19 protein-coding genes are annotated in these 23,807 nt (G+C 63.9%); 3 read left to right on the forward strand and 16 right to left on the reverse strand.

Annotated features, from left to right (window positions below; translation table 11 throughout):
• Positions 1-30: 30 nt before the first annotated feature.
• Together L995_RS28075 and L995_RS28080 are read right to left on the reverse strand one after the other, a co-directional pair.
• Positions 31-516 carry a hypothetical protein gene (locus L995_RS28075; RefSeq protein WP_016446440.1) on the reverse strand — a complete coding sequence of 162 codons (486 nt, stop codon included), beginning with the start codon at positions 514-516 and terminating at the stop codon, positions 31-33.
• A gap of 441 nt (positions 517-957) precedes the next feature.
• On the reverse strand, positions 958-1,572 hold the full coding sequence (locus tag L995_RS28080) for a S24 family peptidase (protein WP_013804208.1): 615 nt from the start codon (positions 1,570-1,572) through the stop codon (positions 958-960).
• Between the two features lie 146 nt (positions 1,573-1,718).
• Between L995_RS28080 and L995_RS28085 the strand changes: the two genes are divergently transcribed.
• Positions 1,719-2,231 carry a Mor transcription activator family protein gene (locus L995_RS28085; RefSeq protein WP_047474649.1) on the forward strand — a complete coding sequence of 171 codons (513 nt, stop codon included), beginning with the start codon at positions 1,719-1,721 and terminating at the stop codon, positions 2,229-2,231.
• A 102-nt stretch (positions 2,232-2,333) separates the two neighbouring features.
• Here L995_RS28085 and slmA read toward each other — a convergent pair whose 3' ends face one another.
• The 6 genes from slmA to L995_RS28115 form a co-directional block, all read right to left on the reverse strand.
• Positions 2,334-3,029, reverse strand: coding sequence for a nucleoid occlusion factor SlmA (gene slmA, locus L995_RS28090; RefSeq protein WP_012203254.1), 696 nt, complete (start codon positions 3,027-3,029; stop codon positions 2,334-2,336).
• Between the two features lie 82 nt (positions 3,030-3,111).
• Entirely contained in the window at positions 3,112-4,599 is a 1,488-nt protein-coding gene (locus L995_RS28095) for an ATP-binding protein (protein WP_047474651.1), read from the reverse strand.
• A 37-nt stretch (positions 4,600-4,636) separates the two neighbouring features.
• Entirely contained in the window at positions 4,637-5,356 is a 720-nt protein-coding gene (locus L995_RS28100) for a response regulator transcription factor (protein ID WP_016446445.1), read from the reverse strand.
• 121 nt (positions 5,357-5,477) lie between these two features.
• Complete coding sequence (argB, locus tag L995_RS28105) at positions 5,478-6,368, reverse strand: acetylglutamate kinase (RefSeq protein ID WP_012203251.1); 891 nt, start codon at positions 6,366-6,368, stop codon at positions 5,478-5,480.
• Between the two features lie 109 nt (positions 6,369-6,477).
• A complete protein-coding gene (locus L995_RS28110) occupies positions 6,478-7,581 on the reverse strand; it encodes a glycosyltransferase family 4 protein (RefSeq protein WP_082001651.1) in 1,104 nt (367 codons plus the stop codon).
• A gap of 5 nt (positions 7,582-7,586) precedes the next feature.
• Positions 7,587-8,210: a glycosyl transferase gene (locus tag L995_RS28115; RefSeq protein ID WP_231574550.1), complete on the reverse strand. Its 624-nt coding sequence runs from the start codon at positions 8,208-8,210 to the stop codon at positions 7,587-7,589.
• 499 nt (positions 8,211-8,709) lie between these two features.
• Between L995_RS28115 and L995_RS28120 the strand changes: the two genes are divergently transcribed.
• A complete protein-coding gene (locus L995_RS28120; protein ID WP_047474655.1) occupies positions 8,710-12,501 on the forward strand; it encodes a methyltransferase domain-containing protein in 3,792 nt (1,263 codons plus the stop codon).
• A gap of 110 nt (positions 12,502-12,611) precedes the next feature.
• The gene (locus L995_RS28125) at positions 12,612-15,164 is read left to right on the forward strand and encodes a DUF7657 domain-containing protein (RefSeq protein WP_047474657.1); all 2,553 of its coding nucleotides are present in this window, start codon (positions 12,612-12,614) and stop codon (positions 15,162-15,164) included.
• 26 nt (positions 15,165-15,190) lie between these two features.
• Here L995_RS28125 and L995_RS28130 read toward each other — a convergent pair whose 3' ends face one another.
• From L995_RS28130 to L995_RS28165, 8 genes are all read right to left on the reverse strand, one after another.
• On the reverse strand, positions 15,191-16,051 hold the full coding sequence (locus tag L995_RS28130) for a class I SAM-dependent methyltransferase (protein ID WP_016446450.1): 861 nt from the start codon (positions 16,049-16,051) through the stop codon (positions 15,191-15,193).
• 40 nt (positions 16,052-16,091) lie between these two features.
• Complete coding sequence (locus L995_RS28135; RefSeq protein WP_016446451.1) at positions 16,092-16,988, reverse strand: class I SAM-dependent methyltransferase; 897 nt, start codon at positions 16,986-16,988, stop codon at positions 16,092-16,094.
• A 54-nt stretch (positions 16,989-17,042) separates the two neighbouring features.
• A complete protein-coding gene (locus tag L995_RS28140; protein WP_046987374.1) occupies positions 17,043-18,332 on the reverse strand; it encodes an ABC transporter ATP-binding protein in 1,290 nt (429 codons plus the stop codon).
• Positions 18,329-19,129, reverse strand: a complete 801-nt coding sequence (locus tag L995_RS28145; protein WP_016451821.1) for an ABC transporter permease — start codon at positions 19,127-19,129, stop codon at positions 18,329-18,331. The genes L995_RS28140 and L995_RS28145 overlap by 4 nt, the downstream gene beginning before the upstream one ends.
• Before the next feature lie 80 nt (positions 19,130-19,209).
• On the reverse strand, positions 19,210-20,139 hold the full coding sequence (locus tag L995_RS28150; RefSeq protein ID WP_047474660.1) for a peptidylprolyl isomerase: 930 nt from the start codon (positions 20,137-20,139) through the stop codon (positions 19,210-19,212).
• An 88-nt stretch (positions 20,140-20,227) separates the two neighbouring features.
• Positions 20,228-21,940 (reverse strand): hypothetical protein, encoded by a 1,713-nt coding sequence (locus L995_RS28155; RefSeq protein WP_047474662.1) that lies wholly within the window; start codon positions 21,938-21,940, stop codon positions 20,228-20,230.
• A 232-nt stretch (positions 21,941-22,172) separates the two neighbouring features.
• Positions 22,173-22,607 (reverse strand): hypothetical protein, encoded by a 435-nt coding sequence (locus L995_RS28160; protein ID WP_016446456.1) that lies wholly within the window; start codon positions 22,605-22,607, stop codon positions 22,173-22,175.
• 58 nt (positions 22,608-22,665) lie between these two features.
• Positions 22,666-23,807 (reverse strand): secretin N-terminal domain-containing protein (locus L995_RS28165; RefSeq protein WP_047474664.1); only part of this gene is annotated, 1,142 nt, incomplete at its 5' end.

Here is a 23,807-nt window from a genome sequence, read left to right on the forward strand (position 1 = left end):
CGGTCTAGGCCCGGTTCGGGGGTGTGCAGGTCACAGGTAGCTCCAGGTTCTGAGTTGCAGGACAACGGAGTGGCAACGCACTCCCGCGAAATCCACAGGCTCGGCACGCATGAGCTGCACGCCATCGGTGCTGTCGTCGCTGCCTGCCAGGGGACCGGGCTGGCACGCGCCGCCCAGGGTCGGATCGGCTCGCACCAGGGCGCGGAACTGCTCGACCAGGTCGTCCAGCAACAACTCGCTGGCCTGGGCGTCGGCAATGGCCAGGTAGCCATGCAGCGTCCACTGGTGCACGCTTACCGTGCGGGCCGTGCTGCTGCCGTGCTCGGCCGTGCTGCTTCTGCGCAGCCACCAGCCGCGGACATGGGCCGTGCCTGCTGCAGGCGGCGTGTACGTGAACAGGGCTGCCAGTTCGGCATCGCTGGCGGCATGGCGTTCGCGGTCCTGCACAACGCCGATCTGCGGCACCGAGGCCAGGATGGCCACGATGGCGTTGCGATGCTGGGCCAGTGCATTCATGAGCGCAGCACCGGAAAGGCCGCCACCACACTGGCCGCAGCCTCGGCCACGATGGGCCGCAGATGAGCGGCAAAGAGCAGGAACAGTTGTGCGATGGCGTACATGGGTCACTCCGTTGGGGGACGCAGAAAAAGATGCGTCGTTGCGATGGAGTGACTGTGCCGAGGCAGGCAAAAATGAATAAGGCCTGCATATGCAGGCCCGGTTTCAGCGTCCACAGGCGCGCGCCTTCTCAGGCGCAGCGGACCTGGATGCCAGCCACATGTGCCTTGGCCCGGCACATCCCAACGGCCAGGCAAGCGCAAACGTCCTGCCGCTCGGGCAGGCACGGACGCACGAAAGAGGAGGACGAGAAAGGCTGGGTGAAGACGGAAGCGCGCAGGCTGGCCTCAGGCCCGCGGCAAAGTCTTTGGAGCGATGCTGGGCGGCGCGGCCCGGGGGCTAGAGTTCTCCGCCGTGCCAGAGAACCCGGCCGCAGATGCGCAGCCGGTTGGCCGCTTCGCCTTCCAGAACCTGGGGCGGATAAGCGGGGTTGTAGCTGACGATGCGCACACCGCCCGTGCTGAAGTCGCGCTCCAGCAGCTTGACGTAGTTCTCACCCTCCAGCTCGATCACATAGACACCATCCTGGGTCAGCGTATCGACCGAGGTGTTGACCAGCAGGATGTCGCCATCGTTGATGCGGTCCGCCATGGATCTTCCACGGGCACGCACGATCTTGGCGTTGTGTCTGCCCAGCCCCTTGGACTGCAGCCAGGACGAACGGAAGGCGAAGCGGCCTATCACCTCGTCGGGGCCGTTGACGGCCCCATGCCCTGCGCTGACGTGCGCATCGAGCATCTCGATCTGCGTGAACTCGTCTTCGGCCGCCCCACCATGCCGAGCCCCAGGCTTCGCTGCGCCCGTGCCGTTGAAATACTCCAGCGGCCGGCCCGCTCGCTGCGAGGCCCGCAGCAGTTGCCGTGCTGGCACTTCCCCGCGCTTGCGCCAGGTCCGCACCGTTTCAGGCTGAACCTCCATGCCCGCCATCCAGTCGGGTCCCAAGGCTTCAGCCATGCGCGCCAGTACCTCATCAACGTTGGATGTAAGCGCATCAGTCACTGGTTTTGCAGGCATGGCGAATCTTGACAGTGGTTCGTTATGGACCAAGAATATGGTTCACATTGAACCGTTTCCTTTTGAACCAAGAGCGTACAGCCAAAATGCATTCCGAACACCATCCGGCACCTGTCTTCCAGGGCTTTCGGCCTGCTACCCTGCCCCCCACCATCGGCATACCCACGCCCGGAGCAGCTGCCATTGACCCGCGCCATGGCACTTGCAGTGATCTGCTCCCGCCCCTGCTGCAGGACTTCGAGCGCCTGATCGGACTGCAGCCCACGATGGCCTTGGTGCAGCGCTGGGGTGGGCTGCGCATCTACGTTCCCACGCCGGACAAGGTCACACCCGAGCATCCCTATGCGGCCACCATAGGCGTGAAAGCCTTGCTCCAGCTCGCCCGTGAGTATGGAGGCCTGCCCCACTTCCAGCTGCCCAGGGCAGCGCGCGCACTGCAGGCACTACGCAACCAGCGTATCGCCGCAGACTACGCCACGGACAAGACGGCCCGGCAACTGGCTGCCGAGCATGGGATTACGGAAGGCCAGGTGGGGCGCATCGTTGCGGCGCTGGGCGTGACAGCACCGGCCAGGCGACGGCGCAATCTTGCCGGCTGAGCACTGCCACCGCGAAGAAGCAAGGCCCTGGTCGCAAAAAAGCCACCGGCGCAAGCGGGTGGCTTTGCTGCAGAGCGGACCCTGGGGTCCGCTGGGCCGTGTTCAGACCATCAAGGCCAGGCTGGCTTCCAGATGCTCGGTCGGCAGGCGGCGGAAACCCGAGCGTGCGTAGCGCTGCAGGCGGCCCAGCGCGAACGACGTCAGCACGCTGGCGGCGACCTGGGCATCGACCGTCGGGGCGGAGGAGCCCAGCGCACCGGCGGCGGGGCGCAGGCACTGGCGCAGCGTGGATTCGATGCGGTCGAAGAACTGGTTCATGCGGGCCTGCAGACGCTCGTGCTCGAAGACGATGGCATCGCCCACCATGACGCGCACCATGCCGGGGTTGCGCTCGCCGAACTGCAGCACCAGCGAGATCACGCGGCTGGCCTGGCGCATGCCATCCACTGCGGGACGCTCTTCCTCCGGCACATCCCGCCCGACGATCTGCTGCACCAGCGTGAAGACGGATTGCTCGATGAACTCGATCAGGCCTTCGAACATCTGTGCCTTGCTGGCGAAGTGGCGGTACAGGGCCGCCTCGCTGACGCCCAGGTGAGCGGCCAGCGCTGCCGTGGTGATGCGTTCTGCGCCGGGCTTTTCCAGCATGGCCGCAAGCGCCTGAAGGATCTGCTCGCGCCGCTCCCCGGGTTTGGGGCGTTTGCGCGCAGGCGTGGGGGCGGAAGCGGAGGCGGCTTCGTCGGAAACGACATCAGCGCCAGGAGCGGATAAAGGCGACAGGACTTCAGACTCGGACATAAGCAGATCAACTATTTGTAAGTAATTCTCTCACAGCCCTCGGCGGCAACTCCGCACAAAGCTGTCCCCATGAGCGCAACCGTCAGGATCGCGTCCCTGTTGGCTGCGCTGCTACTGTTTCCGAGAGCACGGCCGGCATTTGCAATGGAAGCTCCAAGCGTACCAGCAGGCCCTTGCCCTGCGCGCCAGCGCCAAAGGCCAGAGTGCCCTGGTGCAACAGGGCGATTTCATCGGCAATCGCCAATCCCAGCCCCGTTCCATCGCCGGACGCACCCTGGGCGCGGTAAAAGCGCTGCGTGATCTGCGAGCGCTCGGCCTCGGGCACGCCGGGGCCATCGTCCTCGATCTCCAGGAAGGCCCACCCTGGCGGCTCATCCGCAGACTGCACCGCGCCATGGTACATGCCGCAGCGCAGCGTGACGCTACCGCCGGGCGGCGTGTACTTGATGGCGTTGTCCACGAGATTGGACACCAGTTCGCGCAGCAGCCAGCTGTGACCCCAGACACTGGCCGGAGCAACGTCAAGGCCGAAGTCCAGCCCCTTGGCGCTGGCCTGGTCGAAGAACATTTCCAGCATGCTTTCGCACAGGTCCTTGAGGTCCACCTGCTGCAGCGGCTGGACTTCGGCATTGCGGGCGTCGGCACGTGACAGCGCCAGCAACTGGCGTGCCAGCTGCGAGGTGCGCCGCGTGGCGTCGCGCAATTGCTCGATCTGCGTCACGCTGAGCACCACCTGGGCCTCGGTGCCCTTGCGCCTCGCTTCGGCCTGGGCAGCCTGCGCGCTCAGCGCCCAGGCCTCGACCTGGGCTTGCAAGGCCGCCAGAGGCGTGCGCAATTGATGGGCGGCATCGGCCACAAAGCGCCGCTGGCCTTCGGCCTGGGCGTTGACCAGTGCAAACAATCGGTTGAGCGAGCGCACCAGCGGGCGGACCTCGGCCGGCGAGCTGTGCTCAGAGATGGGACTGAGGTCGCGCGGCGAGCGCCGCTCCACAGCCTGGGTCAGGGTCAGCAGCGGCCGGAAGGCCCGGCTGACCGACCAGTAGATGGCGATGCCAGCGCCCGCGATCAGCAGAACGCTGGGCAGCAGCACATGCAGCAGCAACTGGCGCACCCATTGCTGGCGTACGTCGCCACCGTCGGCCAGCACGAGCACCATTTCACCGGCGCCATAGGTTTCGGCGCGCATGACGGCCACGCGGTAGGTCAGGCCGTCATGCTCCTGGCTGTGGAACTCGGCCAGCGGCGTGGAAGGCACATCGAAGCGGATCCAGGTGTCGCCGGCAACGACATGGCCCTGCAGGTCGCCCACGGCATATCCGACGTCGTTGCCGCGCTGGCGCAAGACTTCCTCGATGGCGGGCGTCAGCGCGACCAGCGGCGGCGTTCCCTCGGCAATCGACGGTGCCAGCACGGAGTCGGCCAGCGCGGGCAGCAGGCGCAAAAGGCGCTGGTCATGCTGGGTGGAGGCCTCGTCTGCCGAGCGGTAGCCGAACCAGCCGCCCATCAGCGCCAGCAGCGTCAGCGGCACCACCAGCAGCACCAGCAGGCGAAGTCGCAGATTGGCTGTCATGGGCGGTCAGCGCCTGGGGCCATGCGCCATGTCCGCATCAGGCAACGGTATGCGAGAGTTCCAGCCGATAGCCGAAGCCCCGGATGGAGCGCAGGGCCACGCCGTGCGGCTCCAGCTTGCTGCGCAGGCGAGAGACATAGACCTCGACCGCATTGGGCGTGATCTCTCGGTCCCAGCCCGTGAGCGCCTGCAGCAGCTTGTCCTTGCTGGCCGGCTTGGGCGCGTGGATCAGCAGGTATTCCAGCACGGTCCATTCGCGCGGGCCCAGGTCGATGGGCAGCAGCTTTCCCTCGCTCTCATCGTCTTGTGCAGGCTGGCGCGCGCCGGCGCGGCGGCCTGCCGTGTCCAGCTCGATGGGACCGAAGCTGAGGACGGCCGATGTGGCTGCCTGTGATCGGCGCAGCAGCGCGCGCAGCCGGGCCAGCAGTTCAGGAAGCTCGAAGGGCTTGACCATGTAGTCGTCGGCGCCCTGGTCCAGGCCCTGCACGCGGTCCTGCAGCGCGTCGCGCGCCGTCAGAATCAGCACGGGCATGGCCGAGCTCTCCACCGCGCTGCTGCGCAGGCGGCGCGTGAGCTCCAGCCCGTCGATACCGGGCAGGCCGATGTCGATCACGGCCAGGTCGAAGGCTTCCTGGGCCAGCACCTCCAGGGCGCGCTCGGCACTGCCGACCCAGTCCACGGCATACCCCGCATCGGACAGCCCCAGCTTGATGCCGCTGGCCACCATCACATCGTCTTCCACAAGAAGCAAACGCATATCAAACCTAAAAAACAAAAGCCGCCCAAAGGCGGCTTGCAGCAGACCGGCCCAGGCCGTCAGACCACGCCCGGGCCATGCGCGATGGTAACGCGAACCGCAAAGTCCGCGCCATCGGGCCTCAATGGCTGCGGATCATGGTGCCGTAGGCCTGGTCGGTCAGGATTTCCAGCAGCATGGCATGCGGCACGCGGCCATCGATGATGTGCACGGCGTTGACGCCGGCCTTGGCGGCATCCAGGGCGCCGCTGATCTTGGGCAGCATGCCACCCGAGATGGTGCCGTCGGCGAACAGGGCGTCGATCTCGCGCGCCGTGAGGTCGGTCAGCAGGCTGCCCGCCTTGTCCAGCACGCCGGGGGTGTTGGTCAGCAGCACCAGCTTTTCGGCCTGCAGCACCGTGGCCAGCTTGCTGGCGACCACGTCGGCGTTGATGTTGTAGCTCTCGTTTTCCTCGCCAAAGCCGATGGGGCTGATCACGGGGATGAAGGCGTCATCCTGCAGCGCGCGCACCACGCTGGGGTCGATGGAGACGATGTCGCCCACCTGGCCCACGTCGTACTCGATGTTCGGATCCTTGTTGTCGACCATCTTGAGCTTGCGTGCGCGGATCAGGCCGCCATCGCGCCCTGTCAGGCCCACGGCCTTGCCACCGGCCTGGTGGATCAGGCCCACGATGTCCTGCTGCACCTCGCCGGCCAGCACCCATTCCACGACTTCCATGGTCTCCGCGTCGGTCACGCGCATGCCCTGGATGAACTCGCCCTTCTTGCCCAGGCGGTTCAGGGCCGTCTCGATCTGCGGCCCGCCGCCATGCACCACCACCGGATTCATGCCCACCAACTTCAGCAGCACCACGTCTTCCGCGAAGTCGGCCTGCAGGGCCGGATCGGTCATGGCGTTGCCGCCATACTTGATGACCATGGTCTTGCCATGGAACTTGCGGATGTAGGGCAGGGCCTGGGCGAGGATTTCGGCCTTGTCGCGGGGGGCAATCGAGAGGATATCGTTCATGGTGCTAGCCCGGGGGCGTGGAAGTAGTCAACAACAAGGCGGGCATTGTGCCGCAACTGCGCGGCAGTGTTGCATGCCCGGATGACGGAACGCCCATGGCGCCCGGTCATCATCCATTGTTCTGCATCCAGCCCGGCAGCTTGAAGCGCACGATGGCCAGATAGGCCACCACGTAGCTGACCACGAACAGCAGGCAGAACCCCACCAGGACCGGTGTATTGCTCCAGAACAGCAGCGCAGGCACCACGGTCAGCAGCGTGAAGGCCCACAGATAGGGGGAGGTCCGGTTATTGCGGCGAAGCATGCGCCGGGCCAGATCATCGTCGAACACGCCGCGCACGATGCGCCGATAGATGAGCTGGTGGAAATGCAGGGCATCCGCCATGCCCGGCGACATGCCGCGCATCAGCTTGCGGTAGATGGAGAACACCGTCTCCCAGACCGGATAGATCAGCAGCAGCATGGGAAACCATGGAGAGACTGCGGAATTGCGCTGCACCAGGGCGATGCTGGCCAGGGCAATCGCCAGGCCCCAGACATAGGCTCCGCCATCGCCGGCAAACATCATGCCGCGCGGGTAGTTCCAGACCAGGAAGCCGCAGGTGGCGGCGGCCAGCGTCACCAGCATGGCGGCCAGCGTGCGGTCGCCCACCTGCAAGGCCACATGGGCCAGCGCCAGGCAGATGATGGTGGCCACCATGCCCGCCAGCCCGTTGTAGCCGTCGATGATGTTGAAGGCATGGGGCAGGCCTGTCAGCGCCAGCACCGCCAGGCCCATGCCCAGCCAGGGCATGGCAGGACCCAGCGCCTGTTCCAGCCAGGGCCAGCCGAGCCGGGGCACGGTGAGGCCGCACAGCAAAACCGCCAACACGGCGCTCAGCAGGGTCAGCACCAGCCGGTAGCGCACGCTCAGGCGCTGCGATACATCCTCGATGATCCCCCCGACCACGGCCGGCAGCATGGCGGCCAGGCATACGACGACCCACAGCTGCATGCGCAGCGACGAAGGATCTCCGCGCATGCTCAGCCAGGTGCCGACTCCCCAGGAGACAGCCAGCCCGAGGTACATGGGCACGCCCCCCAGCCGGGGTACCTCGCCCATGTGGAAACGCTGAGGCTTGTCGTATCCGTAGGAGGACGTTGCGGACCGCCGGGCCCAGCGCAGCAGCAGCGCACAGCCGATGAAGGAGACCATGAAGGCCAGTACCGACATCCAGATCACGATGGTTCTCCACGCAGGCTGCGCAGCGAGAGCGCTGCCTGCGGCAGGGCCCTGGCCTTGCGGTAAGCCGGCCGGCTCCACAGCCGCAGCAGGCTGGCCACGTGCCATGCGCCGTGGCGCAGGCTGCGCCGGCTCGCCCTCTGGCCCGCATGGACCACAGGCAAACCGCCGCGCCTGAGTTCTCCGCCCAGCACCCGCAGGCGAAGGCACAGATCCACATCCTCACAATACATATAGAAACCTTCGTCAAACCCACGCAGCCGCAGCCAACTGTCCCGGCCCAGCACCAGGCAGGCCGCATTCACCCATTCCACACGCCGCTCCACGCGCCCGCGCAGCTTGCGCCGCAGCAAATTCCACAGCGATGGCAACTCCCGTTCGAAATCCTGCAGCGCGCCGTCTTCACCGATCTGCGGGGGATAGGCCAGGGCCAGTCCCGGACGGGCCACCAGCGCCAGAAGGTCTTGCAACGGCTCCTCCTGCTCGCTCCAGAACACATCGGGATTGATCACGCAGACAAACGGCTCCCGTGCGCTCGCCAGCGCCCGGTTGTGGTTGCAGCCGAACCCCAGAGGCTGCGCATTGCGCCGGATCTCCAGAGCAAAGGGCCAGCCGGCCACGGGCGCCTGGGGCTCCGCCTCGGGAATGTTGAGCGTCAACACCACACGGGACACCGGCGCAAGGCGCGCCGAAGCCAGGCACTCAAGCAGCCTCTGGATATGAGCGCCATGTCCGTGGCTCACCACCGACACGACCAACGATGAACCCATCAATGCCGCCCTTCAAATCTTCAAATTCCCGCACGGGAATCACGCGCCGCAGAAACGGCGGCACAGAGTATTCCGCCGACAGCCTTTGTCAAGCGTCAGCGGCCATGCCGTAATGCAAAAAAAATGCAACAGCCGCGCAATATGTCATTACCCGGCCATGCCATGCAGTCACTGCAGTGGCCGGGATTATGATGCGCGACAATCTGCCGCCCGGACTTCCGGGATTTTTTGCGCCCTGACGTGGGCGCAGCTTGCTGCCCGCTGCGGACTGGCCAAGGCCGTCTGGCATGAATGAATACGGCCGCGGCACCTGCTCCCAGCGGAGAGATTGCCCGGCACCCCTTTTCCTATGACCACACCCATTCCCGATCCCCACGTCTACCTGCGCACCGTCGATCTGAACGAGCGCACGTCGCTGTCCGTGCTGGCCGGCCATGTCCGGGCCCAGGCGCACATACTGGATCTGGGTTGCGGCAGCGGCGCGCTGGGCGCCTTTCTCGCCGAGCACAAGCAATGCGTCTGCGACGGCGTCACCCTGAGCCAGGAAGAGGCACGCCATGCAGCGCCCTTCTACCGCCATGTCCATGTGGCCGACCTGGAAGACTGCGACCTGGACCAGCTCTTCGGCGAAGCACGCTATGACTACATCGTCTGCGCCGACGTGCTGGAGCACCTTCGCCAGCCCGAGCGCATCCTGGCTGCATGCCGCAAGCGGCTGACGCCCGAAGGCCGTCTGCTGATCTCCGTGCCCAATGCAGGCTACAGCGGCCTGGTGGCAGAACTGCTGCATGGCGAATTCCGCTACCGCGAAGAAGGCCTGCTGGACCGCACCCACCTGCGTTTTTTTACGCGGCGCTCGCTTTCGCGCTTTCTGGCCGAGCAAGGCTGGCAGGTGGACGACATCGACACCATCGAACGGGCGCTCCCCGAATCCGAATTCCGCGTCGCCTACGACAGCCTGCCCCCTGCCGTTGCCCGCCACCTGCTGGCCACGCCCGATGCACTGGCCTATCAGTTCATCGCCAGTGCCGCCCCGGTGGCCCAGGCACAGGCCATCGAGCCGCCGGTGAACTATCCACAGGCACATGCCCTATTCACGGCACAGCTCTACATGGCACGCGCTGGCCGCTATGACGAAGAAAGCAAGCTCTCCACCACGGGCATCATTGGCCAGGCACGCCAGACACTGCGCTTTGCGCTGCCCGACCACAACACTTCACTGAGCCATCTGCGTCTGGACCTGGCCGACCGGCCGGGCTTCATACACCTGCATCGGCTGGCCTTGCTCGATGCGCAAGGCGCCGTCGTCTGGCAATGGCTGCCCGAGGATTCGGACGCTGCCCTGCTGGGGCAACGCCCGCATCATCAGCTCGTGTGGAATGGACTTCATCCGGCAGGCGCCTTCTCGCTGATGCTGCTTCTGACCGGCGATGACCCCTGGTTCGAACTGCCCATTCCCGCAGAAACCCTGGCTGCACTGCGTGGCGCCTCGCTGGAGATCGAGATGGGATGGCCCATGTCGGCCGACTATCTGGCGCTGGCGGGCGCCGTGCAGCCGCTTGAACGGCAGATCGCGCAAGAGCGCAGCCGGGCCAATGATCTGCAGGATCAGTGGCACACACAGCGCATGCGGCTTGAGCAGCAGCACGCGCAGGATGTCCAGCAACTGGAAGAGCGAAGCGCTGCGATCCATAGGCTGCAGCACCGCAACGCCCTCCTGGAAGACAGCCACCAGTCGCAGAGCAAGGAGCGCGCCATCTGGCAGCAAGAGGCCACCCGCGTGCAGCGGGACTTCGCGCGCCTGGAGCAGCACCTGCGCGATATCGAGAACTCCACCGTCTTCCGGGCCACGCGCCCTCTCGTCCACGCCAAGATGCGCATTGACCGCCTGCTGGGCCGCACGTCCGTGCCTGCCCCTGTCCTCCACACACCCGTGCCCCAGCCGATGCCGCAGCAACCCGTCGATGTGATCGTGCCCGTGTACCGCGGCCTGGACGACACGCGCAACTGCATCGAATCCGTTCTGGCCAGCCCCTGCCGCACGCACTGGCAACTCGTGGTCATCAACGATGCCAGCCCGGAGCCCGAAGTCACGGCCTGGCTGCGCGAGAAGGCTGCGCAGGAGCCCCGCATCACTTTGCTGGAGAACGAGGAGAACCTCGGCTTCGTCGGCACCGTCAACCGCGGCATGGCGCTGAACACCGCCCATGACGTGCTGCTGCTCAACAGCGACACCGTGGTTGCCAATGACTGGCTGGACCGCATCCGCCAGGCTGCCTACGGCGATGCACGCATCGCCTCCGTCACGCCGTTTTCCAACAACGCCACCATCTGCAGCTACCCGCGCTTTTGCGAGGGCAACGACCTGCCGCCCGGCATGGACACGGCCGCCATCGACGCACTGTGCGCGCGCACCAACCCCGGCCAGGTGGTGGACGTGCCGACCGGCGTGGGCTTTTGCATGTACATCCGCCGCGACAGCCTGAACGCCGTCGGCCTGTTCGACACCGAGCACTTCGGCAAGGGCTATGGCGAGGAAAACGACTTCTGCCAGCGTGCCGCAGCCGCTGGCTGGCGCAACCTGCATCTGCTGGACACCTTCGTGCTGCACACAGGCGGCGTGAGCTTCGGAGAAAGCAAGAGCCCGCGTGAACGTGCCGCCATGGAAACCCTGCGCAGGCTGCATCCGCGCTACGAAGCCGATGTCATGGCCTTCGTCCAGGCCGACCCTGCGCGCACGGCACGCCTGGCGCTGGATGTGGCACGCCTGCAGGCCGAGGCAGCGCAGCAGCCCGTGGTGCTGGCCGTGCTCCACGATCGGGCGGGCGGCACCGTGCGCCATGTCCGCGAACTGGCGCAGTTCCTGCAAGGCAAGGCACTGTTCCTCATGCTGTCCCCAGCCGCAGGTGGAGTCGTGGTCCTGCGCCGTGCCGAAGAGAAGGAAGCCTTCGAGCTCGCCTTCCGCATCAACGACCAGATGGAGGAGCTGGTGCAGGCCCTGCGCCAGCTGGGCGTGGTGCACGTGCACTACCAGCATCTCCTGGGCCACAGCGAAGCCATCCTGGACCTGCCCGCACGCCTGGGAACGGCCCATGACTTCACGGCCCATGATTTCTACACCTACTGCAAGAATATCTCGCTGACCGGCATCGACAACCGCTACATCGTGCCGCCCCGCGCGGGCGAATGCGGCTGCTGCGAACCAACGGACACAGCCCCCTATGCCGGCACCGTGGCCCAGTGGCGCCACCGCAATGCGCTGCTGCTGAACAACGCGCGCCATGTGCTGGCCCCCAGCCAGGACACAGCCAGCCGGATCGCCGGCTTCGTGCCCGGGGCACGCGTCCAGGCCGTTGCCCACACCGACATGCCGGCACAGTTGCCGACCCCAACGGCACGCACATTGGCCGCCACGGCCCCACTCAAGATCGTCGTGCTGGGAGCCATGAGTGCCATCAAGGGGGCCGACGTGCTTGAAGCCGTGGCTATCGAAGCCGCCAAACGCGGAGCTCCTGTGGAATTCCATCTGCTCGGCTATGGCTACCGCAGCCTGCAGACCCAGCCACGCGCACGCCTGACGGTGCATGGTGGCTACAAGGAAGAGGAATTGCCTGCGCTGCTGGAGTGGCTGCAGCCCGACCTGGCCTGGTTCCCCGCCCAATGGCCGGAGACCTACAGCTACACGCTCAGCGCCTGCCTGGCCGCCGGACTGCCCATCGTCGCGCCCGACATAGGGGCCTTCCCCGAAAGGCTGGCAGGCCGCGACTGGTCCTGGGTCATGCCCTGGGACGCCAGCACCGCCCAATGGCTGGACTTCTTCGCGCAAATACGCGAACGCCACTTCATTGAAGGACAGCTGCCGCAGCAACCGGCCGCAACAGGGAGTGCCGCCGCCCAGCCGGGAGCGGCTTTCTATGGCGACGGTTATCTCCAGGGGCTGCAGCCGCGCGATCAGGCCCTGCTCCAGCCACTGGATGCGGCCTTCCTGGCCACACATCGCCTGCAACGCCAGGACCATGCTGCAAGATCGGGGGCCTTGATCCTGCTGGCCCACCTGCGCTCGCTACCCATCCTGCGCGGCGTGGCAAGGCGTATTCCCGCGCACTGGCAGCGCCGGGTCAAGAATTGGCTGCAGGCCTGAGTCAGAAGGCAAGACCGTCGCTGGCGGGCTTGCAGCCCCGACTGCCCTGAACCTTGCGCGCTTCAAGGCAAGGTCCGCATCGCACAAAGGTTGACAACGCTTCTCAGGCCATGCACTCCATACGCCAGTCATTCCACAGGGTCATCCATCGGATATCCTTCCTGCTGCTGACCATACTGCTTTGCGGCTTCCTTCTACCGGCCGGTGCAACTGATACGGCCTTCCATGACCAAGGAGTACTGGAGGATATCCATTTCGATGCGGCCAAACAGCAGTTGATCGCCAAGGGTTGGAGCGCCTCCGGACGCAGCCACGCCTTTCCGACCCAGGCTTCGATCTTCCTGGACGACCACCTTGTCTACCAAGGCCGGCTCAATGCCCTGTCGTATCCCAGGCCCGACGTTGTGGCGGCTACAGGCAATCCGAACTGGGCCAACGCCGGATTCCACATCCGTGCCCCGCTCGACCCGGACTTTGCCTCCGGCACCTACACCGTACGCATGGAAATCATGACCACGGACGGCAGGCGTTTTGCGCTGACCACCATGGACAAGGCGCGACAGATCACGCTGCACCAGGCTGCCCGCGCCGGCCTGCTGCCCAGAGCCGGCGCCCTTGTGGCCTTCTGCCTGCCTGCGCTGCTCCTGTTGCTGTCCCTGTCCGGATGGCAGTCCAGGCTGCGCATTGGTGCCAGGGCTTTTGGTGCGGCAACCGCAGCAGCCTTCATCATTCTGGTGGCGGGTGGATGGACCGGCTCCTCCGTTGCCCTGCTCTTTCAGAACGACGAGCTTGTTACCCATGACGAAAATGCCTGGCTTGGTACCCCCCAGATCATTCGCAGCGATGAATGGCAGGTCATCACCGCCATGGCCATCAGCCAATACCATGCCGCCGCACCCGGACACCTGCTGAAGAGCTTCGAGAACACCAGCACGGTTTTTTCCAGCGCCGGCCACAACATGAACACTGTGGGCATGAGCGGCGTGCCCGTCTCCAACCTGTCTGCGCTTGCCAAGCCAGCTACTTGGGGCTTTTTCATCCTTGACCTGCGGCGGGCGCTCGCATGGTACTGGTGGTTTCCTTACTTTGCCGGATTCGCTGCATGCCTGTGGGTCCTGGTGCGCATCGCACAACTGCGCTGGCAGCCCGCAGCTGTTCTTGCACTTAGCGTAAGTGCGTCCCCCATGTCAGTTGGCTGGTCGGGCTGGCCTGTCTACATCCTGTTTTTCGCACTGCTCGCCTTCGGCATGTTCCTGACCGCTTGGACAAGGCAATCCATCCGGCAGGTGCTGCCCAGGGCGTTGGTGGCAGGCTGGGCACTGGCAGGCTTTGCCCTTACCCTGTACCCGGCCTGGCTCGTAGTGGTGGCCAGCCTGCTGGGCCCGCTCGCCATAGCATGGCTGTATATGCACCGCGGGGACTGGCGCTGGAACTGGCAACAGGCACTGCTCGTGGTGGTCATGGCGCTTGTGCCCGCCCTTTTGCTCTACGCATGGTGGCTTCATGCTGCAGACGCCGTGTCGTCGATTGCTGCCACGGTCTACCCGGGAAGGCGCATGGAGACAGGGGGATACATGGATCCCTGGTATCTGACCAGAGGGCTTTTCGGTCCGGATCAGATGTTCCACATCACCGACATGCTTGTACCCAGCGATGCCGGCTCCTACATTTTCCTGGCCATTCCGCTGGCCTTGCTGTTTGCCTGGCAGCAAACGCAGGACATGCGGTGCAGGACGCCACGGCAACTGGATCTGGCGGGGTGCCTCTGCCTGACCTTCATTGGCTGGACCCTGTACTTTTCATACCAAGGCATACCTGCCTGGCTGGCTCAGGCGACGCAATGGGCCAAGGTTCCTGTCTACCGCACGGATATCGGCTTGCTGCTGGCTCAGACCTGGCTGCTGGCCAGCGTGCTCAGGAAACAATGGCCCACCCAGGCCTCGGAAATCATTCCAACCATCCCGGAAAGGCAGCGCCAGTTGTCGGCACTTGCGGTAACGGGAGCAACCGCCTGCGCATGGCTTGCGGTTTTCACCTATTCAACGCTGCCTGCGGCGATCTCCGAGACCATCAGTCCTGGGGTCGCCGTCATCACGGCAACGGCCTTTGCCGTCCTGGCCCTGCTGCTGGCAAACCGGCAATTTGTTGCCGCAATGGCCATCTACATGGTCTGGATGCTGGGAACAGCCCTGCCCTTCAACCCCTTGCTGCAGGCGCCATTGCATGTGGAACCAGGGCCAAAGCTGCAACAGCTGGACGCCGATGCCACGAGCCGCCAGGCCCGCTGGGTCGTGCTGGACAACAATCGGCAGGCCATGGCGCTGGCGGCATCTGGCATCAGGATCAGTTCAGGGATCTTCTACCACCCGCCTCTCGCGTTCTGGGAAAGACTGGACCCCGGGAGAAAATACTACGGTATCTACAACCGCTATCAGCACCTGACCATAGAAGGCGCCGAACTGCAAGGCACGGATTTCGAGCCCGTCCTCCATAGCCTGGACCATGTGCTGCTGCGTGTGAACACACGCAGCTTCGACTTCTCGAAGATTGCTGCCACCCACATCGCAGCACCGCAACGGCATGAGCAGGGCCTGAATCAGAATCCGCACCTGCGGCACCTGAAGTCCGAGGGCAGCTGGAGCTTCTATCGCACGATAGATTGATGGACGGGCCTGAGGCCCGATCCCGGCTATGGTTTACCCAGCAGCAGCAGGATCTCGTTGTTGCGCAACCAATCTTCGGGATAACGTCCCTGCAATGCCTCGGGAATGGGCATGTCCACATGGCGCCGCTCCTCACGCAACACCTCGAAACCGGCCTGCCGGGCGATATCGATCAGTTCATCAGCAGTGAGCCGGTTCAGCGCCTGGTATTCCTTGAACACGAAGCGCTTGTAGCCATCCGCACCGAAATCCGCAAAGCCAAAATCCACCTCGGCGGCATCGAGAGGGCCCTCATGCTTTTCGATGGTGTTCCACAACTCCTCTTCCGAGGCCATCAAATGGTGCCAGGGCATATCATCATAGCGACGCAGATGCGAGCCCCAAGGGGAGTGGAACAGGGGCTCGATCTGCAGGAAGAAGACGCCACCCGGCCGCAGACAGGCATGCAGGTCCGCCAGGATGGGCAGCACCTTGTCTCGCTGCACATGCTCGAAGGTGGACCAGCTCAGCAAGCCATCGTAGCCTGCATGCCTGCCCGCCAACGGCGAGTTTGGCACGATGGTCTCGAAGCTCAGCGCGGCGGGAATGCGCGACATGCCCAATTGCTCTCGTGCAATCCGGGGCAGCTTGGCATACTCCTGTCGAATGTCTATGCCGTGGATGGATGTCGCGCCGTGGCGCAATACCAAAGCTAGGTCGGTGATGCCGTCGCCACAGCCGAAATTCAGCAATTTGGCCTGGGACAGATTCAGCGACCGTCCCAGCCAGTCGTGGGCCAGATCAGCCGCATAGTTGAAATGCGCACGAAACCATTCATCCGTGATCTTGTCGGCATTCCATGGGGAAATGCCTAACAGCCGCTCCTGCAAACGCAGCATCCAACTCATGCGATCGTCCTCTTTGTTCTTTCTTTAGCCCAGATAACGTCTACAACAGCTGCAGTACATAGGCATCCTGGTGATTCCAGAAATGCACAAGAGAGCGATGGCGCAGCGCATCACTGCCCCAAGTCTCGGCAATGCGGTCCAGCACAAAGCGCTCAGAGGTAAAAGCTGTTCCGTATTCATTGGCGTCGATGGCGCTCGACTCGCTGGATGGGGCGAAGAAAAAACCATCATCATCGAGCTTCACGCTATCGAAGTCCGCCGCCTTCACACCATGCGTGCTGAACACCAGCAAACCGCCTGGTGCCACCGCATCGCGCAATACCTTCAGCCAGCGTGTCCAGGTCGAGCGCGGCAGATGGCTGAACAGCGACAGCACAAACACCAGCTCGTACTGCTGGGGCCAGCGTACCTGCTCCGGCACGCTGGCCGACGCAAAGCCGTTCACGCCGAATGTCTGCTGCGAGAAATCCACGGCATCGGCCACGATATCCGAGACCGTGACGCGTTCAGCCCCCAGGGCCTTGACCAAGTGCCGCGTGAAGCGGCCATGGCCGCTGGCGAACTCCAGCACGCTGGCCGTGCGCAACAGCGGCTTGTCCACGGCCTCCAGCAGCAGCATGAGTTCCGACAGCGTGCGCCAGCCGTCGGCGAAGTAATCGCGCAGCGGATTCACACTGGACGGATGACCTCGGAAGAAGCCAAAAATATCGTCCTTCGGGGAAATTCTGCAGTCCAGTCCCATTATGTTGGAGAACGAGCCCACAAGCCCATGGGCTTCTATCAGCGCATGCGCCTGCAGCAGGCTGTCGTCGTTTTCGCGTGCACGGACCAGCACCTGCGCAGCACCTGCGCGATCGCCACGCTCCAGGAGATGCAAAGCCTCCTGCAGCAATCGCTGCCCTTCACCGAGGGGATTCGAAGAATTGTCGGATGTCATGGGGTGTGGATTATGGAGCCAACGACAGGCAGCCGTGTATCCCGCCGTACGGGCTCAGCTCCAGTGGTGGGGCAACCGCACCAAGCCCGGCAAGGGTTTGGGAAAGATGAAGCGCAGGTGCAGGAACTGGAACCACTCGTCATAGACGGCCAGCCCTGTCTCATCGAACAGGAAAGCGCTGATCACGTAGTCGCCGCTGTGGAGCGGCAGCTCCGGGAACGTCAGTACGGTCTGCCAGGTTCCATCGGGCAACTGGCGAGGGACCGCTCCATCCTCATGCGTGGCCAGGGAGGTGATGCCCACGCCCTTGGACTGCTCGATCATGAAGCCGATATGGGGCCGCTCGCTCCCCCGGCCGCGCGCTGTGATGGTCACGACCAGATCCTGGCTTTGCAAGAGACCGGGCTGGTCGCCGGCAGGTTCGGCCAGATCCTTCACATCCACGGAAAGAATGCAGGCCGAACCACTGTCAACGGCCGCGACGGGACCTGCAGGCTCAGGCTGTACCTCCTGGTGTCCGGCACCCTCGCCCGCAGACACCTGCAGTGCGGCGACGGGAGCCTCCAGCGACTGCTGCTCACGCTCCTGGCGCTCGCGCGTATGCAGATCGTACGCGGCCAGCACTGGTTCGGTCGGGCCGAACTGCGCCACTTGGCCACCCCGCAGCCACAGGGCGGCATCGCAGAGATGGCGAATGTGATAGGGGCTGTGCGAGCAAAACAGGATGGTGCAGCCGCTTTTGCGGAACGCCATGATGCGTTCGATGCATTTCTTCTGGAAATGCTGGTCGCCCACAGCCAGGGCTTCATCGATGATCAGCACGTCCGGCTGCACCGCCGTCACCAGCGCAAACGCCAGCCGCACCGTCATACCGGATGAATAGGTCTTGACGGGCCGGTCCAGTGCTTCGCCCAGCTCGGCGAACGCCGCGATCTCGGGCTCGAGCTCGCGCATACGCTCATGGCTAATGCCGATCAGGCTGCCGCCGAAATACAGGTTGTCGCGCCCACTGAAATCAGGGTGGAAGCCCGCGCCCAATTCCAGGATGGCCGTCACCCGCCCCACGCGCTCGATCTGTCCGCAACTGGGCTGCAAGGTCCCCGCCAGCAGCTTGAGCAGTGAGCTCTTGCCAGCGCCGTTGTCACCGATCACGCCAATGCACTGCCCGCGCCGCAACTCGAAGGACACGTCCCGCAGTGCCCAATGGCTGCGGTGCGTGGCAGCACCTGTCAACAGCGCCTTCAGGCGCGAACGCGGAGAGGGATAGAGCTTGTATTCCTTGCCCAGTTGGCGCACACGCAGCACCATGTCATCGGGCAGGGCATTGCCATGCTTCATGCTCATAGCCAATCCACCAACTGGTCACGGCTGCGCCGCACCAGCGCATTCAAAACGATGGCGCCGCCCGCAAGCCAGGCCAGCGACACCCACCACACACTCAGCGGCGGCCAGGCCCCCTGCAAAAGCACCTGCTGATAGCCCTGGACCAGCCCCGTCATCGGATTGAGCCAGAGCACCCAGCGCCAGCGCTCGGGGAACATGCTCAACGGAAACAGAACAGGGGTCAGGTAGATACCTACGGACAACAGAAAGCCCACCACCTGTACTGTATCGCGCAGGGCGGCGGCCAGAATGGCCAGCACATACGCAAGCACCAGGCACAGCAGCACCTGCAATGCCAGCAGTGGCAACAAGGCCAGGACGGCGGGCTGCAGTCCATGGGAGGGAATATAGGCCAAGGCCACCAGCAGCAACAGCGGGCCATAGATCAGCGCACTGGCCAGCACCGAGCGCGTGACGAAAAGCACGGGGGGCAAGGGGTTCTTCTGCAACAGCCCGCCTGCGTCGATCAGGCTGTTCATGCCCCGCGAGACGGCATCGCAGAAGGCCATCCAAGGCAAAGCACCCACCACGAGAAATGCCCCCACCGCACGTGTTGGTGCGTGCTCACCCAGCCGCATGCCGAACACCACATCGAATACCAGGTAATAAGCTGCCACAGTCAGCAGCGGCTGCAGGTAGGGCCAGGCAATGCCCAGGGCCGTGCCGGTGTGGCGCGAAGCGATCTCGCGGCGTATCAGCACCCACGCCAGACCGCGCCCGCGCCACAGCGCAAGCGCCTCGTTCCATAAAGCGTTCATCGTAGAAAAACTGGAGGCTGCCCGCCAGCGCCATCGAGGCACAGGCAGGGCAGCCTTTGGATCAGACAGGATACGCCGTATCAGCGCTGTGTCGCGGCAGCTTTCTGTGCAGAAGGTGCCTGGCGTTCGACAAACGCGTCGAGCGCCTTGTCATCGGCCACCATATTTTCCTGCACCTTGCGCACCAGCGCCATGCGGGCGTCATTGGCAGACTCTGTTCGAACCTCGCGCAGCAATTCGTCCTTGACTTCATCAAACGGGCGGACCGAGGGCGCACGCCGCTCTTCCAACTGGATCACATGGTAGCCGAACTGGGTCTGGACCACGTCGCTAAGGTCTCCTTTTTTCTGCAGGGCAAAGACGGCCTTGTCGAACTCTGGAACCATGCGACCCTGCGTGAAGAAGCCGAGATCGCCACCGCGCGCCGCGCTGCCCTTGTCGGCTGAATTTTCTTCAGCAAGTTTCGCGAAATCGGCACCCTTCCTGGCCTGGGCCAGCAGTTCTTCCGCTTTGGCACGCGACTCGGGCGTCGTGCCAGAAATCAGGATGTGCCGGGCCTTCACCTGCTCACCCACCTTGAAGCGCTCAGGCTTGGCCTGGTAGATAGAACGCGCCTGTTTCAGCATGGCCGCCTCGCTGGCCCCGCTGTTGCCAGCCGCACGGTTCAACAACTCGTCAGACAGCACCTTGTCGCGTGCCACCTGCAGGGCAGCAGCCACCACAGGATCCTTGTCCAGCCCATCGGCCAGAGCCTGCTTGCCCAAGGCCCGGCGGACAAAGAGATTCTGTGCAATCTGCCCCACAGTCTGCTTGCTGGCCAACGCCTGCGAACGCACCTCGACAGGCAAGCGCATCTGCACATCGGCCTCCACATCAACCGCAGTGACGGCGGTCTGGCCATCGTGCACCAGCGTGACCGCATCGGCGGCGTGCACCACTGGCACAGCAGCTACCAGCGCTGCCACGGCCCAGGCTTGCAACGGAGAGAAACGGATGGTCGAAAGCTTCATGGAATTGAAAACGTATAGTGAAATAAAAAAAAGGCAGGGGAAACCCCTGCCTTTTCGGATCGCGTTACCGCGAAAAAGTGCCCACTAATTAGGGAGCAACGCGCGTGTAGCGGTGAGGCCAAGTCACGCCGTAGGTGCCGGACATGCCTTGACGAGCGGAGGGGTTCTCCAGCTTGATGAAGGCGGAGCCGATCAGGGGCAGGCCCAGGCCGGAGTTGGTGGTCGTCAGAACACCCCAGCCGTTTTCGTAGGTGCCGGAAGTAGCCGTGGTACGGGCCACCGAGGCGCCCAGCACGGAGTTGCCGGTGTCCTTGAATGCCAGCACGCTGACTTCACCGCAGAACTGCACGGAAGTGGTACCGCCGGGCGAGAACTCGGGGATCACGCCGCTGGTGGTTTCTTCACGATCCCAGAACTTCTGACCGTCAGCCAGCACGCAGATGTTGCCCTTGGAGTCAACCGTCGTGTTGCCGTTGCCCTTGTAGGCACCTGCGCCAGCGGCAATATCGTTAGCAGCAGCGGGGTAGAACCAGTTGTTAGTTTGGCTAGCTGCAGCAGTGTTCAGGTTGGTGAACAGGCGGTAGTTGGCATCGCTGGTCTTCGCAGCAGCGTAGTTGGCCACCACGTTGTAACGGCGTGTGGGCATGGAGAACACCCAATCCGTCTTGGCCGAGATGATGGCGTCCGTAGCGTACTGGTTGGTCACCGAGGTGGCAGCCAGGGCCGTGGTCAGGTTGGAGGCCTGAACGCGGGGATCGGTCACACCGCCAGTGTAAGGCGTGGACATGTCGGGCAGGTCGCTGAAGTTCATCGTCAGCGCTGCAGTCGCGATGTTCTTGCCATCTTGACCGTACACGTTGGCCGTGCGGAACAGCGGATCAGCCGTGGTAGCGTTGGCAGAGACGCCAGCAGCTTCCTGGTTGACCTGCGGGAAGTGCACGAAGTTGCCACGGCCCGTAGCCTGGATGGCGGTTGCAGCACCCGAGAACGTGGTGGTTTGAGCCACGTTCAGGATGTACCAGTCAGCCATCAGGCCGCTGGTGGGAGTCTGCAGGCCGGCTTGGGCAGCAGTGGCTTCTGTGAAGTTCGTCACGGCCACGGTGTCGACCAGCGAGCGGGCGGCAGAGCCAGCCACCGAGCAAGGCGCCACTGCGTTCACGTGCTTGACAGCAGTGTACAGGGGCGAGCGACGGTTGCCGCTCAGATCAACAGGAGCCACGCCGTCAGCGTTCCATGCAGCAGCGCTGGTGATGTCAGCCATGTTGAAGATTTCAACGTAGCCTTCACGGGTCTGGTTGGCCTTGTCTGCATCAGACAGGCTGGGATTCAGACGACGGGTGCCGAAGGGCACGGCCACGTTCTTGGTCAGAGCGGGCACCGTGCAGGTGTTGTCGGCGCTGACCAGAGTGGCACCATCGGTACCGTTGGCGGACACAGCACCGGTCCAGACGTCGCCGGGCGACAGGTAGATCTGGAAGTCCAGCAGGTCGTCAGAGTTCGCGGCGCTGCGGAAGCGGATCTTCACTGCCTTACCGTTCACGGTGTCCGTGTTGGTCAGGTGCAGAACGGTAGCGTTGCCGTTCTGGGCGTTGAAGTAAGGCACGACCAGAGCGTGACCGACACCACCGTGGGCGAGAGTCAGGCCGCCGTTGGTAGCCTGCAGCAGCTGCGAAGCAGCGGCAGCAGCCTTGGCATCCGTGCCGGCGTTCGAACCGCCGATAACGGCAGCCGAAGCCACGCCGGCAAAGCCCAGGCCACCAACCATGGCAGCAATGCTCAGGGCCAGAACATTTTTCTTCATAAGAACTATCTCCAGTAAAAAGATAAGGTAGTTGCAACCACCACGATTGATCGCCGAGGAATCGTAGCACAGCCATTTGCGCCACTTACCGCTTATTTCGGGCGCTCAAATCGTGTTTCGGAAAAAAACAACACTTTCAGGGCACCCACAAGTGGAGGACTGGATTATTGCAAACATCTGCGTCCCTGCCTAGCGTTTGCGAGCGGTCAGAGGCGAGCTGCCGATTCCCGGCCTACTCCAGGAACAGCCACCACTGGCCGTCCTCACGGATCCAGACTTCCTGCATGCCCATGGGCACGACAGCTCCCTTGGCCATGGGCAATTGCGCCTTGAACTTGATGTTGAACTCGCAGCGATCCGCCTCGCACTGAGCCTTGCCGGCCTCAAGGTCCTCGACGGCGGGCGGCGTGCCATAGGCACGGCGGAACTGCTCCTGGGTCTTGACCGCACGGTAGCCAGGCGAGGTGAAGCCATAGGCCTTTGCCACATCCCCATCCACGCGTGCTTGCCAGTAGGCCAGCGAGCGCTCGGCCACGATGGTTTCCGGGTCCTTGGGCTTGCCCAGGCCTGCACAGCCGGCCAGCACGGCGACGCCGGCCAGGGCTGCGCCCCATTGCAGCCAGCGCACCCGGCCCGGCACAGGACGTTGGTTCGTCAAGAGATTCATGAGCTTGTTTTCTCCAAAAAGAAAGTTTCGAGGCATGGCGCCTGCATTGGTTCCGGCCTCAGCGCACACTGCTCGACGACAGGGGACCGATCTCCACCTCCGCCTTGGACCCGGCGGGCTCCGGCGTCTTGAGCAGCGGGACCAGGGCACGCATCTGATCGCGCAGATCATCGCTGACGCTGCGGATATCGACATCGGAGCGGACTACGCGCGGTGTGATGATGACCAGCAGCTCGGTGCGCCGCCCGGAGTTGGAGGTTGAGCCGAACAGGTTGCCGACCACGGGCAAGTCGTGCAGGAACGGCACGCCATTGCGGCTATTGGTATTCGTCTCCTGGATCAGGCCGCCCATGACAATGGATTCGCCGGAGCGAACAGACACTCGGCTGGAGAGTTGGCGCTGCAGGAAGGCAGTTTGCTTGGTAATCTTGTCCTCGCTACCCACGTCAATGACCTGCTGGTTGACCGTCATGGTGACAAGGTTGCCGGCATTGACCGAAGGCGTAACCTGCAGGTTGACGCCCGTGTCCTTGTACTGATAAGAATTGGTCGTGGTAGTGCCCACCGTCGCGCTAGTGGAGGTCTCGCCGGACCGATAGGGCTGCTGCGTGCCCACGGCGATGGCGGCCGTGTGGTTGTCCAGCACCATGAGGGAAGGGCTTGCCACCACCTTCACATTAGTTTTGGTCGACAGCGCGTTGAGCGTAGCCCGCACCCTGCTGGCAGAAGACCTCACCGTGTAGTTGAAGCCCATGCCCAGGGCCTCACCAAGGTCGGATGTCGTGCTATCCGCTGTGCGCAGCGTACCGGTGCCGTCGGCATTGCTGTTATGCAATCCACCATTGAAGGACCATTGCAAACCGAATTGCAGTCCATCATTGAGCGTCACCTCGACGATGCTGGCCTCGATCAGCACCTGGGTTGGAGGCAGGTCCAGCTTCTTGAGTGTTACCTCGATGCGCTCGAATTCTGCCGGTGTTCCCCAGACCAGCACGGAGTTGTTGAGTTCGTCGGCCATGACGCGGATGTTGCCGATGCTGGCCGTGCCGCCGCCCTGACCGCCTACACCGGTTTGCCCCAGGCGCTGCTGGTTGTTGCCGAAGCCACTGTTGCCAAGGCCACTGCTACCGAAACCGCTGTTGCCGAAGCCGCTGTTGCCGAAGCCGCTGTTGCCGAAACCGCTGTTGCCGAAGCCGCTGT

This window comes from Delftia sp. ZNC0008, assembly GCF_000799035.1.
Taxonomy (GTDB): domain Bacteria; phylum Pseudomonadota; class Gammaproteobacteria; order Burkholderiales; family Burkholderiaceae_C; genus Comamonas; species Comamonas tsuruhatensis.